This is a genomic window from Sphingobium sp. CR2-8 (assembly GCF_035818615.1).
Classification (GTDB): domain Bacteria; phylum Pseudomonadota; class Alphaproteobacteria; order Sphingomonadales; family Sphingomonadaceae; genus Sphingobium.
In genome coordinates this window covers 542,838-557,468 of record NZ_JAYKZY010000001.1, presented here as the reverse complement: position 1 = coordinate 557,468, position 14,631 = coordinate 542,838, and the positions used below count along the sequence as shown (strand labels likewise).

Below are 14,631 nucleotides of genomic sequence, written 5' to 3'. Positions count from 1 at the left end.
CTTTCAATAGGATGTGAAGAGGGCGTCGCGGGCCAGCTTCATCGCGGCGACCGCATCCTGCCGATCCTGCGCCGCCTGCATCGCCTCGAAATCCAGCTTGTCGAGTGCGCGCTCGATGACCTTGAGGAAGCTGATGGCGGCATTGGCGGCTTCCACGCTGTCTTCGCGGAAAGGGAATTGATCCAGTTGCCAGACCCCATCCCATTTATTCTTGCGCAGTGTGTAGAAGAATTCGAACAGCTCGATCGGATGCACGGATCCGGCGATCATGTCATCGTCCCAGCTGCGGAAATTGTCGTTCACGTCCATCCCGAACAGGCGGCCATGATCGATCGCCAACTGCGCCGCATCCGCAGGGGATTCCCCGCCATAGAGCGAATGGCCGAAATCGAGCAGGATGCCGACATTGGGCAGGCCGATCTTCTCGATACCCAGCAACGTGCGCGCCACGCTGTCATAGCTCATATGATTGCGCGGTTCGCGCGGCTTATACTCGATGACGAACTTGAGGTCCGGATTCTGGCTCGCCAGTTCGCCGACGCCGTCCATGCTCATCTGCCACAATTTGCGGTGGTCGCACTGGAAGGGATAGTCCCAGCCATCCTGCCCCGGCCACAGCTTCACATAGTCGGCGCCGAAATGGCGCACCACATTGGCCGCGTCGTTGACCATCTCGTTCGCCAGGCGGCGGACGCCGGGATCGGGATTGGTGAAAGCGCCTTTGGCGAACTGTCGCGTGTAGATTTCAGGGGTGATACCGATCACGGACAGGCCGTTACGCTTCAACGCGTCGCCCACCGTATCCAGCGACAGGCTGGGATCGACGAAGGGATAGTTGATATCGACCACCGTCAGATCCTGAACCTGCCCGGCCAGGTCGATCATCTCGATCAATGACCGTGGCGGGCCGTAGCCGTCGGTGGCGTAGCGATCCACATAGGTGGCGAAATGCCAGATCCCGGCGCCATATTTTTGCGTGCTCATAGCCTGCTCCTCATCTTATGATTGTCGCTGTCACGCCGATCGGCGCCGATGCCCGCCCCTGATCGGGGTCAGGCGATGATGATTTTCACGCCGATAGCTTCGATGGCCTTGCGGTCCTGATCGCGGATGCCGTCGTCGGTGATGAGGACATGAACCAGGTCCAGCCCCCCCAGCGATGAAAAGGACCGCTGGCCGATCTTGCTGCTGTCTGCGACCAGGCAGACCTGATCCGCCGCGCCGATCATCGCGCGCTTGACGGCGATGTCCGACAAGGCGGGATAGGTCAGGCCATTATCGATATCGATCGCCGCCGTCGCCAGGAACAGGCGCTGGACGTAAAGGCCCTTGAAATAGTCCGCCGACCTTTCGCCCGACAGCGACAATGTCGGCGCCTTGAAATGGCCGCCGGTCATATGGACTTCGAACCCCGGCTCCGCACCCAGCATCAGCGCGATGTTGAGCGCATTGGTGATGACCGTCAGGTCACGCCGACCCAGCAGATGCGTGGCGACGGCCGTGGTGGTCGACCCGCTGTCCAATATGACCGTCTCGCCATTGCCGACCAGCGCGGCGGCGGCGCGACCGATACGGTCCTTTGCATCCAGATGGCTTTGATGCTGCAATGCCATGGATCGCACCTGTTGCGGCACGGATTTCAGGAACGCGCCACCATGTTCGCGCTCGATATGGCCCTCGGCCTCCAGTTTCTCCAAATCTTGGCGGACAGTGACTTCCGACACGCCGAAGGCCTCGGCCAGCGTGCGAACCCGCGCGCTGCCTTCTTCCTGCAACCATTCCAATATCTTGAGCCGACGCGTCTCGCCGAGAAGCCGGGTTTGCGCGCTATCCTTCATCGCCCTATTCTCCAGATCATGGAAAGGGACGGTTCAGACACGATACTCTCCCAACACCGCCGCACGCTTGCGGCCTTTGTGCACCACTAATCCAGTTTCTCGACGCTTGTCAATTTCTAGCAAAATTTGCTGAAACGAAAGAAAACGAAAGTTAAAAGCTTGCGTATTTTTTTACATATCGGTACGAACCACCGCAGGGAGAGTTTGCCAGATGACAATGATGTCCGTTCACGCGGCTGGGGAAAAGGGCGTTCAAAGCCCCCAAGCGCGCGCCGATCATGTGCGGGAGCGTGCGAACTGGATGCGCCGCCGCCTGCTCAAGATGATCGTCGACGCGGGGCAGGGGCATCCGGGTGGCGATCTTTCGGCCACGGACATCATCGCTACGCTTTATTTCGATATTTTGCGCTTTGATCCGTCGGAACCAGCGGCGCCGGGTCGCGATCGCTTCGTGATGAGCAAGGGGCATTGCACCGGCGCGCTCTATAGTGCGCTAGCCGCGGCCGGCTACTTTCCCGAAGCGGAGCTGGACACCTATCTGAAGCCGGAATCGCGGCTGAACGGCCATCCCAACCGCACCTATCTGCCGGGCGTTGAAACCAACACCGGGCCGTTGGGCCATGGCCTGCCGGTCGCGGTCGGCATCGCCGTCGCGGCGCAGATCGACAAGGCCGACTATCGCGTCTTCGCGTTGACCGGCGATGGAGAATTGCAGGAAGGATCGATGTGGGAGGCGGCGATGTTCGCTGGCCACCGGGGGCTTGGGCAACTGACGGTCATCGTCGATCGCAACCGGCTGCAACAGGGCGCGGGGACCGAGGACACCAATGCCCTGGAGCCGCTGGCCGATAAATGGCGGGCTTTCGGGTGGGAGGTGGCGGAGGTGGACGGGCACGACCATGCCGCATTATTGTCGGCGTTCGACGCAGCCTGCCTGCCTCGTTCGAAGCCGCTCTGCATCATCGCCAATACGCAAAAGGGGCATGGCGTCAGCTTCATGGAAAATCAGGCCGGATGGCATCATGGCGTGCCCAATGCGGATCAATATGCGCAGGCCCTTGCCGAACTGGAAGCGGAGATCGTCGCATGAGCGCCGCTGCCGCACCCGCTGGCCTGTTCGATTGCCGCGACGCTTATGTCCGCGCTGTCGAGGAACTGGCGATGGCCGACGATCGCATCGTCGCCGTCGTCAATGATTCGGTGGGGTCTTCCAAACTCGGCAAATTCCGGGATCGCTTCCCCGAACGGCTGGTCAATGTCGGTATCGCCGAACAGAATATGGTCGGCGTCGGTGCAGGTCTGGCCAATGGCGGCAAGATTCCCTTCGTCAGCGGAGCATCCTGTTTCCTCAGTGCCCGTGCGCTCGAACAGATCAAAGCGGATTGCGCCTATAGCCACGCCAATGTGAAACTGTGCGGCATTTCCAGCGGTGTCGCCTATGGCGAACTGGGCGCGACCCATCATAGTATCGAGGATATTGCCTGGCTGCGCGCCATCGATCGCCTGACCGTCATCGTGCCCGCCGACCCATGGGAAACGGCCGAAGCGATCAAGGCGGCCGCCGCCTATGACGGCCCGGTCTATATCCGCATCAGCCGCATGCCGGTCCCGGAACTGGCCCGCGACCATGCGCACTTCCGGATCGGTAAGGCGGAGCAACTGAGGGCAGGAAACGACATCGCGATCATCGCCAACGGCACACTGGTTCATCGCGCCCTCGCGGCCGCGCAAGCCTTGGCTGCGGATGGCATTTCCGCCCGTGTCATCAACATGGCGACCGTGTCTCCGATCGATACCGACATGTTGGCGCAAGCCGCCGAAACCGGCGCCATCATCACGGCGGAGGAGGGGCTGGCCCATGGCGGGCTGGGCGGAGCCGTGGCGGAATATTGCGCGATCAACAGGCCGGTGCCAATGCGCATGATCGGCTTCCCGGGTTTCCTGCCGACCGGATCGGCCGCATGGCTGATGGATCGCTTCGGCCTTAGTGCCGATGGCATCGCTGCTGCCGCGCGTGATCTGCTCAAGGTTAAGGCACGCTGATGCGCAGCCCGGTCATCCTGGCGATCGATCAGGGCACGACCAATACCAAGGCCCTGCTCGTCTCCCCGGCGGGCGAGATCGTTCGGTCCGCATCACGCGCCATGCAGATCGCGCATCCCCATCCGGGCTGGGCCGAACAGTCGGCGACCGACATCTGGGATGCGGTGACGGCGTTGATCGCGGAACTCGTCGCGGCCGAACCGACGGCAGAAATCGCCGCACTGGCGTTGTCCAACCAGCGGGAAACGATCCTGCTGTGGGATGCTCGCACCGGGGAGCCACTGGCGCCCGCGATCCTCTGGCAATGCCGCCGATCGGAAGCGCGCTGCGCTGCGCTGCGCGATGGAGGGCATGAGGATAATATCATCGCGCGCAGCGGCCTCGGCATTGATCCGCTTTTCCCTGCGGCAAAGATTGGCTGGCTGCTCGACAATCTGCCCGATGCCCGCACACGTGCGGCGCGGGGCGAATTGCGGTGCGGTACGATCGACAACTGGCTGTTGTGGAAACTGACCAATGGTGCGGTGCACGCCACCGACTATAGCAATGCGTCCCGCACGCAGTTGTTCAATATCGACACGCTGTGCTGGGATCCTGCGCTCGCCGCCCTGTTCGACGTGCCGATGAACCTTCTCCCGCATGTGCGCGGATCGGACAGCCGCTTCGGCACCGTCGCCGCCGGTCTGACGCCGCTCGCCGCCGATACGCCCATCCACGCCATGTTGGGCGACAGCCATGCCGCACTGTTCCACCACGGTGCGACGCAAGCGGGTGCGACGAAGGTGACGATCGGCACCGGCAGTTCGATCATGACGGCCACGCCCGAAGCCGTTCGGTCCGCCCATGGCCTTTCCAGCACGATCGCCTGGCATCGGGGCGGCGCCGCCCAATATGCGCTGGAAGGCAATATCTCCATTTCCGGTCAGGCGGCCGCCTTCGCTTCCAATCTGTTGGGCTTGGCGGACGAGGACGCTCTCACCACGCTGGCCGCCAGCGTTCCCGACAATGGCGGCGTCGTCTTTCTGCCTGCACTGGTCGGGCTGGGCGCGCCGCACTGGTGCAGCGAAGCGCGGGGCGCGATTTCCGGCCTGTCGCTTGGCACCAGGCCCGCGCATATCGCCCGCGCCACGCTGGAGGCGATCGCCCTCCAGATCGCCGATGTCGTCGCCGCGATGGAGGCGGACCTTGCCTTGGACATGCCGCAGATTGCGGTAGATGGCGGCGCAACGCGCAATGCGCTGTTGATGCAGTTGCTCGCCGACCTCACCGATCGCCCGGTCCTGCGCCCGCATGTCGCCGAGGCCAGCGCCCTGGGCGTCGCACACCTTGCCGCCGAAGCGATCGGCCTGGCGACGCCACGCCTGCACGGCACGCAGACCGACCGCTTCATGCCGGCCATGTCGAGGGAAGAGCGACAGCGGATCAAGGCGCAATGGCGGACCGCTTTGGCCAGCGCAGTGCGTGTGGCGAAGACGACACCAGCCGATCAAGAGATGCCGACATTCAGGGAAGCCAAGGCGGGGTGATGACCTGATCTGCCAAGACGGACTGCCGCCAAGATAAAGAAATCAGCGGTTTATCATTACAAAGGAGGGGATTGACCATGACAATTCATGCTATCAGCCGTCAACGTAGCCAGGCGCTGCGCGCCATCTGGCTAGGTGGTTCGGGCATAGTCGCTTTGCTTGCGACACCGGCCTACGCGCAAATCGCGCCGCAGGAAGCACAGGACGGCAGCAGTGCCAGCGCAGCGGACATCGTCGTCACCGGCAGCCGTATCGCATCGCCCGCCCTGACTTCGCCCAGTCCGCTTCAGGTGCTGACATCCGAAACGCTGGAAAATAACGGCATCGTCAACGTCCAGGACGCCTTGCAGCAGAATCCGGCGATCGGCCTTCCCGGTTTCAGCCGGACCACGACCGGCAACACCACCAATCCCGGCCTCGCCACCGTCAATCTGCGTAACCTGGGTGCGGATCGCACCTTGGTGCTGATCGACGGGCGGCGTTCGGTCGCCGGCGTGCCCGGCACGGCGCAGGTCGATCTGTCGATGATTCCCACGCCCTTCGTCGATCGGGTCGACGTGCTGACCGGCGGCGCATCCGCCGTCTATGGGTCCGATGCCGTCGCCGGCGTCGTCAACTTCATCTACAAGAAGAAGTTCGAGGGTCTGCAACTCAATGCCCAGGGCGGCATTTCGGAGCGCGGCGATGATCGCCAGATCGCGCTCAACGCGACCTATGGCCATAATTTCGCCGACGGTCGCGGCAATTTCATGATCTATGGTGGCTATGTCAACGAAGGCCCGGTGGATGCGCGCGGTCGCGACTTTTCGCGCTTCGACTATACCAGCCTCGGCACCATTCAGCGCGCCGCAGGCAATAACGACGCAAACCTGACCGCCGCGCAGAATATCTTCACGCGTTTCTACAATCCTTCCAACGTCGGCCCGGGCGGCATCTTCGTCATCGGGTCGCAGACGAACCGGGTCATCCTGCCCGATGGCAGCTTCCGCGCCTATAATGCGGCGACCGACGGCTTCAACCGTGCGGAATGGGGCCTGCTGGCCTCGCCGTCCGAACGCTTCACCTTTGCCGGACGCTTCAATTTCGACGTCAGCGACAGCGTCAATGTCTTTACCGAGGTCACCTACTCCAATGTCGTGACCCAGGGGCGAATGGAAGCATCGCCGATGCGCACCGACGGCGCGCTGGGTGCTTTCACCGGGACCAACGGTTTCTATCCCATACAGTCCCGCGTTCTGGTGCCGGGCGGCAATGGCGCGACCGTGCTGGTCAACAATCCCTTCGTACCGCAGGCTGTCCTGAACGCCGCGACCGATCGCACCGGCGATGGCCTGAAGGATCTGAGCTTTCTTCTGCGCACCACGGCCTTTGCGCCGGGCACGCGCACCATCCCGACCGAGCGCGACAATTTCCGCGCCGTGCTGGGCACGACCGTGGATTTGAGCAGCAACTGGAAGTTCGACGCCTATTATCAATATGGCTTTACCAAGCAGAAGCAGTCGATGTCGGGCCTCGCCAACCTCTACAACCTGGCGGACGGGTTGCAGGTCATCACCGATGTCTACGACTTCGACCGCGACGGCAGCACGACCGATGCGGTGTGCGCCAATGCCGACGCACGGGCACGCGGTTGCGTACCGGTCAACGTCTATGGTGAGGGCAAGCTGACACAGCAGATGGTCGACTATCTCAAGGTCAGCCTGCAACGCGATTCCAAACAAACGATGCATGTTCTGGCCGCTAACCTGACCGGAACGCTCTTCACTCTGCCGGGCGGCCCCGTACAGGTCGCCGTGGGCGGCGAATATCGCAAGGAAGAAAGCCGCGACATCTTCGATCCGCTGACCAATGCGGCGCGCAATGGCTATGTCCAGTTGACCGATACGGCGGGCAGCTTCGACGTCAAGGAAGCCTATGGCGAACTGGTCGTGCCGATCCTGTCGGACACGCCCTTCTTCCACAGCCTGTCGCTGCGCGGTGCGGCGCGCATGTCGGATTATTCGACCGTGGGCACTTTCTATGCCTGGAACGCCGGCGTGGAATGGGCGCCGGTCGAGGATATCCGGTTCCGCGCCGTTTACGCCCATGCGGTGCGTGCGCCCAATATCGGCGAACTCTTCGCGGCGCCTGCGGCGGGTATCGTCACCATTACCGATCCGTGCCAGGGCATCACCCTGACGACGCCGGGGGCGATCGCCGACAATTGTCGTGCAGTGCCAGGCATCCTCGGCAACATCCAGCAAAACGGGTCGTTCGTCCTGACCCAGGCCGATCTGTCCGGCGTGGGCGGGGTGACGGCCGCCAATCCCGGCATTCGGGAAGAAACCGGAAAGACGTTGACACTGGGCCTGGTCATCAACCCGAAGTCGATCTCAGCGCTGCGCAACCTGACCTTCACCGCCGACTATTTCGATATCAAGCTGGAAGACGCCATCAGCCGCGTACCTGCGGCGACCGTGCTCAACAAATGCTATCGCGAAGGCCTGTCGGACTTCTGTCAGTTCGTCACCCGGCGCACCGTTGCTTCGGGCGCCTATAGCCTGGGTTCGGTCGAACAGGTCGTGCGCGGCCTTATCAACAGCGGCGGCTCTTTCTCGCGCGGGCTGGATTTCACGTTGAACTATAGCCACGAAATGCTGGGCGGCCGCGCCAACGTCTCGGCGGCATGGACCCATCTGCTCAAGAACGGGTTCCGGGCGCTGACCGGCGACGCCTATGACAATACCAAGGGCGAACTGGGTACGCCCAAGGATTCGGTGAATGTCGGCGTCAACTGGGCCAATGATGCGTTCGGCATCACGATCAACAATGAATATATGGGGCCGCAGGTTCTGGATTATGAGAATTTCCAGACGCTCTATCGCCTGGCCGATGGATCGGTGCCGGATTCCAAATATTTCCGCATCAAACCGAAAATCTATACCGACATGCAGATTCGCTTCACATCGATCGCGAACTTCGAATTTTACATCGGCGCGAAGAATATGTTCGACGTAAAGCGTCCGCCCGTCTGGGGCGGGCTGCCTGGCAACGTCAATGGCACCTATGACGTGCTGGGCCGCCGCTTCTACACCGGCGTGCGCGTCAAGCTCTGAACCTTATAGGTCGGGCGGCGCCGATAACGCCGCCCGACCCTCTTTCGGATCATATAAGATCAGACGTCGGCGAGATGCCGTGCCCGCATGAGCGCACCGGGATCGGGCGCGCGGCCCAGAAAGGCCTGGAAGGATTCCATCGGATCGCGACTGTCGCCTGGCGCTAATATCTCCGTGCGGAAACGCGCAGCCAGCGCGGAATCGAAAATATCCCCGCTTGCCACGAACGCCTCGAAAGCGTCAGCGTCCAGCGCCTCGGACCAGGCATAGCTGTAATAGGCGCTGGCATAGCCGCCGTCGAAAATATGTGTGAAATAGGGGAAACGGTGGCGCAACCCGATCTCGGGCGGCATGCCCAGCCGCTCCAGTTCGGCTTCGACAAAGACCTGCGGATCGGCACCCGCCGCCGCCGCGCGATGCAGTGCCAGATCGACCAGCGCGCAACTGATCAGTTCCACCGTGGCGAAACCCTGACCATAGGCGTCCGCGTTCCGAATGGCATCGATCAGACTATCGGGCACGCCAAAGCCCGACAGCACCTCGCGACTGACGATCCAGTTTTCCATGAATTTACTGGGAAATTCGACAAAGTCCCGCGCGACCGCCGTGCCCGATTGGCTGGGATAGGTCACGTGCGACAGCAGGCCGTGCAACGCATGCCCGAATTCATGGAACAGCGTGCGCGCTTCGTCGATCGACAGATGCGTGGCAGCCGTATCGGGCGGCGGCGCGGCGGCGAAATTGGCGACCAGATAAACGACGGGTCGCACGTCCCCGTCCATCGCCTCCTGCACACGCAGGCTGCCCATCCACGCGCCGCCATGCTTTTCCGGCCGCGCCAGATAATCGGTGAACAACAGGCCAACCGGCCCACCCTGTGCGTCCGTCACTTCCCATGCCCGGACATCGGGATGATAGCCCGCAATGTCGTCACGCCGCGTGAAGACCAAACCATAGAGCTTTGTCGCCGTGTCGAACGCTGCCTGCCGCACCGCGTCCAGCCGCAGATGCTGCGCCACCGCCGCGCCATCCAGCGCATAGCGGGCGCGACGCACCTTTTCCGCATAGAAGCGCCAATCCCATGGCGCGAGCGCGAAGCCGCCGCCTTCCGCGTCGATCAGTGCCTGCAACTCCGTGGCTTCCTCTGAGGCCCGGCGTTTGCCCGGCTCCCACAGGCGCGCGAGCAGATTGGCAGCGGCGGCAGGATCGTGCGCCATGCTGTCTTCCAACGCATAATGAGCATGGTCGGCATAGCCCAGCAAAGCCGCCCGCTCCTGCCGCAGTGCCAGCGTCTCCGCGATGATCGGCCAATTGTCGTGCGGACCATCGTCGCAGCGGTCGGTAAAGGCCCGCCAAAGCGCCTCGCGCAGATCACGCCGCGTCGAGAAGGTCAGGAAGCTCTCATAATCGCTGCGATCCAGCGTTACATGATAGCGGCCTGTCTTTCCTTTGGCCGCCGCGCGCCCGGCAGCGGCGTCGCACAAAGCCGGCGGCAGGCCTGCCAGATCGTCCGCGCCGATATCCAGCACCCAGTCCGCCGTCGCGGCCAACACATGATGGCCGAACGCTACCGACAATGCCGCCAGCCTCGCATCGATGGCCGCGAAGCGCGCTTTCTGCTCGGGGTTCAGTTCCGCCCCACCGCGCCGAAATCCGGCATGGCTGCTTTCCACCAACCGGATCTGATCGGGCGTCAGTCCGGCATCGTGCCGGTCGGCATGTACCGCCGCCACCCGCACGGCCAGCGCGCTGTCATGGCTGATCGCCGTCCCATGGGCGCTTAGCATCGCGGACACATCGCCCTCTATCGCACGGATGCCGGGCGTCGACTGCGCGGACGACAAAGTCCAGAACAGGCGACGCACCCGCGCCAGCGCCTCGCCGGACCGTTCAAGCGCGGCGATCACATTGTCAAAGGTCGGGGAGGCGCCCTCCGCCGTGATCGCTGCAATTTCCTGCTGATGCCACACGATCGCCGTTTCGAACGCAGGCAAGAAATCGTCTTCTCGCACCTGCGCGAAGGGCGGTGCGCCCAGCGGCCCATCCCAGGGTTGCAGCAATGGATTGGTGTTACGATCAGTCAATGGATGGAACCTCGTCGGTATGCACTTCGAACCGCACCAAATTCGCCGGGCCGAAGGCCGTGGTCAAGGCGACATCGGTCGCATCGCGCCCGCGCGCCATCAGGATGCGGCCGATCCTGGGCTTATTGTGGCGCGCATCATAGGTGTACCATTCGCCGTCGATATAGACGTCGAACCACGCGCTGAAATCCATCGGCGCATCCACCGGCGGGATGCCGATATCGCCCAGATAGCCGGTGCAATATCGCGCGGGTATGTTCATGCACCGGCACAGGGTGATGGCGAGATGGGCGAAATCACGGCACACACCTTGTCGTTCCTGATAGCCGTTCCAGGCCGTCTTGTCCGACCGGGCGTGGTGATAGCCGAACTCGATATGGTTGTGGACGAAATCCACGATGGCATCTACCCGCGCCCGTGCCGTGCCATGATGCGCGAAATTGGCCCATGCCACGTCCATCAGCCGATCCGTCTCGCAATAACGGCTGCCCAGTAGGAAAGGCATCACAGCATCGGGCAGATCCTCCACCGCCGTCTGCGGCGCGTCGGGCGCGCGCGCATCGGCCAGGCCGCTATCCTCGATCACGAAATCGCATGACAGCGTAACGCCGCCGACTGGAATGGTCAGGCGGGTCGCGACATTCCCGAAGCCGTCTTCGAAATGATAGAGTGGGATGTCGGGGCTGGCCATCAGTCGCTGGGGCGTCTGCAAATCATGATGTCGCGACGGATGCAGGCTCAGCATCGCCATCATGGCGGTCCGGCTATCGGTCTCGAACCGTATGTCATATCCGCAACGGATCAGCATGCACGTCACTTTCCTGCAGCGCCGACGGATCGGCTGTTGATGGCGCCATGGGTCGTGGCCGGGAACAGACTGGGATCGGTGCGCCGCACATCGACGGTCACATCCATCCCCAGGAAGCTGGCGGGCAGGCCAAACCAACTGCCCGACAAAGGCAGCGCCTGATAGGGATCGCGCGCGACGGCGACGCGGATCAGTCCGCGATTGCCGATGATGCCATTGGTCGGATCGAACTCCACCCAGCCCGACCCCGGCAGAAATATGCGCACCCAGGCATGGGTGTTCCCGCCGCCGACCACATCTTCGGACCGTGAGGGGTTGTAGACATAGCCCGATACGAAGCGCGCCGCAAAGCCCAACGCCCGCACCGCCTCGATCATCAGAACGGCGAAGTCGCGGCAGGTGCCCTGGCGCTTCTTCAGCGTTTCTATCGGCGGCTGGGTGCCTTTTTCATGACGCGGCACATAGGTGAAGTCGCGCTGGATGCCCGTCGCCATACGGGTCAGCAGGTCTACCGTCCCGGTGTCGCCATGATTGCTGACGAACGCGCGCGCCCAATTGTCGACGATCCGTTCGGGGTCGTGATAGGCCCGCTCGATCGACCGCAGCAGGTCGGGCATGTCTTCCGACGAATAGGTAAAGGGGAACAGCCGGGCATAGGCTTCAACATCCACCTGCCGCTGCGCCAGCGGCGCATGTTCCAGCATCGCTTCGCTGGTCACGACCAGATGGGATGCGCGCCGCGTGAACGAAGCGATCGCTACCGAATTGCCGAATACGTCGTGCAGCCAGCGCAGTTCGCTCGGCACAGGATCGATATCGAGCCGGGCGGACAAGAGGCGCTGGTCAAATGCCTCGCGCGGGCGCATCATGATCCGATGTTCACCCAGCGACACCGGCTGCTGATAGCGATAGCTGGTCACATGATGGATTGTCAGCAACGGCATGAGGGAAAGTCCTGATGGCCGGTGGCGCGGCGGATGATCTTCTGGGTCCGGACGATCCGGTGCCGTTCGGGCTATTCAACGCGACAGGACGATCCTCGTTCCTGCTGATCGGCGATCATGCCGGATCGGCGATCCCGAAGGCGTTGGGCGACCTGGGCCTGGCCGCGACCGATCGCGCTCGCCACATCGCTGTCGATATCGGGACGTACGGCCTGGGGCGGACCTTAGCCACCTTGCTCGACGCGCCTTTCCTGCATCAGGTCTATTCACGCCTCGTCATCGATTGCAACCGGGACATGGATCACCCGACCGCCATCCCGACCGTGTCGGACGGCAGCCGGGTCGAGGGTAATGAGGCCCTGGACGTCGCCGACCGCGCCAGGCGCATAGCGGCGATCCACACGCCCTATCATGCAGCGATCGCCGCGACGATCGCTGCCCGACAGGCGGCTGGGCGGGAGACGATTCTGCTCTCGCTGCACAGCTTCACGCCGGTGATGGACGGGATTGCACGTCCCTGGGACGTAGGCGTGCTTCACTGGGACGGACGCACGGATTTCGCACTGGCGCTATTGGAAGCGCTCAAGCAGGAAGCGGATCTGACCGTGGGAGACAACCAACCCTATCAGATGGACGCCACCGACTACACGGTGCCGCTGCATGCGTTTGCGCAAAGCCTGCCTTATGCAGAAATCGAGGTGCGACAGGATCTCATCGACGGCCTGGAAGGCCAGACCGTCTGGGCAGGCCGCTTGCATCACGTCGCGGAGGCGGCGCGCCGTCGGCTTATCTAATGCTCACCTGATATAGAGCGATCCGACAATCTGCTTAACTCGCGCGCGCCCTTGCGCCGCAACCGTCGCGCGTTCGCCATCGCCTTGCGATGCACCGGCGCCAAACTATCCGAACCCAGGTTGGCACCCGCTTCGATGGATTCCAGCGTAAGGGAGGCGGTACGGCTGCCAAGATCGGCCAGTTCGGTAAGCGTTGGCGCCCGGCCCCGCATCGCCATCGACCCGATATGCTGCATCTGTCCCATCCATGCGACCTGCATCGACCATAATGCCGCGACGGTGACGGACCCGGCCTGGCTGAAGGCGTCGACCTTTTCAGGCACCATCCGGCCAAGCTCGGCCAGATCCCCTGTCAAGGGCGACTGCATCGCCGACCCAATAACCTGCGATCGTTTGGCGATGACCTCGTTGGAAGCGTTGATCGTTTCATAGGCGCGCATGCCCGTCTGCGCCATCGAATAGCCAGAAGCCATCAGGCGGGTCCATCCGGACAAAATGTCATACGTCATCTTGGGGATCTTTCCTGGATATCTGTTGCTCGGCCATGTCGGCGGCGTAAATCAGGCTGCTGCCCGTCTGTCTTGCAGCATCCACGGTCATCGTGATCGCGACCCCATTGGGACCATCCAGCACAACAAGCCCGTCTTCCGCGCTGGCGACCCCGGGCTGGGTCTGGGGCTGGGGGGTGTTGGGCGATATAGTCATGACGGGGGCCTTTGGCGCGAGGACGAAGCTTCGGCGGTTTGGAGGTCGATGTAAAGATAGGCTGGATGAAACTGCCCGCGAACGGCCAATTGCTCCGGCTCCAATATGTCGACGAGGGACGAGCGGAAGACGCACAGCTTCTCCTCGCGAAGCTGCCGCAACACCCGGTTGATATGGACGTTGGTCAGGCCGCAGATTTCTGCCAGGTCCGACTGGATCAGCCCCAGCGCGAACCGCCGACCGTCGCTCAGGCCCGCCGACATCAAACGCACGTTGGTTTCGCTGATGAAATGCGCGACCCGCCCGACGGCGTCGAGCCGACCGAGGCGGAACAGCCAGGCGCGATGGATGGCCGCATCGATCAGGGTGGAGAACCAGAGCTTGCGCATCATGTCGGGATGGTCGCGTGAGATCGCATCGATTTCATCATGCGGCACGATGGCCACGGTTGCGGCTGTCATCGTTGCGACGTCATGATCCAGCACCTTGAGCGGAAAGGCGTGGAGATCGACGAAATCGCCGGGCACATGGACGGCGACCAGCTGCCGCAACCCATTGCGATCATCGATGTAGCGCGACATGAAGCCTTCGAGCAGCAAGAGACTCTGGTCGAGCCGATCTCCCGCCATCACGATATTCGTGCGCGGCGGCAGGGTCTTGATTTCGCTGATCGCCGATTCCAGCCGCGCGCGTTCCCCGCTTTCCAGATGAGCGCCGCGCCTGTGCCTGAGAAATCGCTCGGTGAACATGAAATATATCGGTCTCGCAAATGGGCAAGTGCGCATCAGCGGGAA

The 14,631-nt window shown here is 62.6% G+C and carries 13 protein-coding genes; 5 read left to right on the top strand and 8 right to left on the bottom strand.

Annotated elements, in window-relative coordinates; translation table 11 throughout:
• Window positions 1-3 precede the first annotated feature (3 nt).
• Window positions 4-984, bottom strand: coding sequence for a sugar phosphate isomerase/epimerase family protein (locus tag U5A82_RS02395; protein ID WP_326288365.1), 981 nt, complete (start codon window positions 982-984; stop codon window positions 4-6).
• 68 nt (window positions 985-1,052) lie between these two features.
• A complete protein-coding gene (locus tag U5A82_RS02390; protein WP_326288363.1) occupies window positions 1,053-1,838 on the bottom strand; it encodes a DeoR/GlpR family DNA-binding transcription regulator in 786 nt (261 codons plus the stop codon).
• A 211-nt stretch (window positions 1,839-2,049) separates the two neighbouring features.
• Here U5A82_RS02390 and U5A82_RS02385 point away from each other — a divergent pair, with 211 nt between their 5' ends.
• The 4 genes from U5A82_RS02385 (at window position 2,050) to U5A82_RS02370 (ending at window position 8,502) form a co-directional block, all read left to right on the top strand.
• Window positions 2,050-2,928, top strand: a complete 879-nt coding sequence (locus U5A82_RS02385) for a transketolase (RefSeq protein WP_326288361.1) — start codon at window positions 2,050-2,052, stop codon at window positions 2,926-2,928.
• Window positions 2,925-3,881: a transketolase family protein gene (locus U5A82_RS02380; protein ID WP_326288360.1), complete on the top strand. Its 957-nt coding sequence runs from the start codon at window positions 2,925-2,927 to the stop codon at window positions 3,879-3,881. The genes U5A82_RS02385 and U5A82_RS02380 overlap by 4 nt, the downstream gene beginning before the upstream one ends.
• Complete coding sequence (locus U5A82_RS02375) at window positions 3,881-5,407, top strand: FGGY family carbohydrate kinase (protein WP_326288358.1); 1,527 nt, start codon at window positions 3,881-3,883, stop codon at window positions 5,405-5,407. The genes U5A82_RS02380 and U5A82_RS02375 overlap by 1 nt, the downstream gene beginning before the upstream one ends.
• Before the next feature lie 77 nt (window positions 5,408-5,484).
• The gene (locus tag U5A82_RS02370) at window positions 5,485-8,502 is read left to right on the top strand and encodes a TonB-dependent receptor domain-containing protein (protein WP_326288356.1); all 3,018 of its coding nucleotides are present in this window, start codon (window positions 5,485-5,487) and stop codon (window positions 8,500-8,502) included.
• Between the two features lie 59 nt (window positions 8,503-8,561).
• Here the strand turns inward: U5A82_RS02370 and U5A82_RS02365 are convergent, their stop codons facing one another.
• Genes U5A82_RS02365 through U5A82_RS02355 form a run of 3 tightly spaced genes read right to left on the bottom strand, consistent with a single transcriptional unit; the run spans window position 8,562 to window position 12,338 of the window.
• Window positions 8,562-10,586, bottom strand: coding sequence for a M3 family metallopeptidase (locus tag U5A82_RS02365; RefSeq protein ID WP_326288353.1), 2,025 nt, complete (start codon window positions 10,584-10,586; stop codon window positions 8,562-8,564).
• Window positions 10,579-11,394 carry a transglutaminase-like domain-containing protein gene (locus tag U5A82_RS02360; RefSeq protein ID WP_326288351.1) on the bottom strand — a complete coding sequence of 272 codons (816 nt, stop codon included), beginning with the start codon at window positions 11,392-11,394 and terminating at the stop codon, window positions 10,579-10,581. Before U5A82_RS02360 ends, U5A82_RS02365 begins: the two co-directional genes overlap by 8 nt.
• Window positions 11,395-11,399: 5 nt before the next feature.
• Window positions 11,400-12,338, bottom strand: a complete 939-nt coding sequence (locus tag U5A82_RS02355) for a transglutaminase family protein (protein WP_326288349.1) — start codon at window positions 12,336-12,338, stop codon at window positions 11,400-11,402.
• A gap of 14 nt (window positions 12,339-12,352) precedes the next feature.
• Here U5A82_RS02355 and U5A82_RS02350 point away from each other — a divergent pair, with 14 nt between their 5' ends.
• A complete protein-coding gene (locus U5A82_RS02350) occupies window positions 12,353-13,132 on the top strand; it encodes an N-formylglutamate amidohydrolase (protein ID WP_326288347.1) in 780 nt (259 codons plus the stop codon).
• Here U5A82_RS02350 and U5A82_RS02345 read toward each other — a convergent pair.
• Genes U5A82_RS02345 through U5A82_RS02335 form a run of 3 tightly spaced genes read right to left on the bottom strand, consistent with a single transcriptional unit; the run spans window position 13,129 to window position 14,586 of the window.
• Entirely contained in the window at window positions 13,129-13,641 is a 513-nt protein-coding gene (locus U5A82_RS02345; RefSeq protein ID WP_326288345.1) for a hypothetical protein, read from the bottom strand. The two genes, U5A82_RS02350 and U5A82_RS02345, sit on opposite strands and share 4 nt — an antisense overlap.
• Window positions 13,631-13,837, bottom strand: a complete 207-nt coding sequence (locus U5A82_RS02340; RefSeq protein WP_326288343.1) for a hypothetical protein — start codon at window positions 13,835-13,837, stop codon at window positions 13,631-13,633. The genes U5A82_RS02345 and U5A82_RS02340 overlap by 11 nt, the downstream gene beginning before the upstream one ends.
• The gene (locus tag U5A82_RS02335) at window positions 13,834-14,586 is read right to left on the bottom strand and encodes a Crp/Fnr family transcriptional regulator (RefSeq protein ID WP_326288341.1); all 753 of its coding nucleotides are present in this window, start codon (window positions 14,584-14,586) and stop codon (window positions 13,834-13,836) included. The genes U5A82_RS02340 and U5A82_RS02335 overlap by 4 nt, the downstream gene beginning before the upstream one ends.
• Window positions 14,587-14,631: the final 45 nt, after the last annotated feature.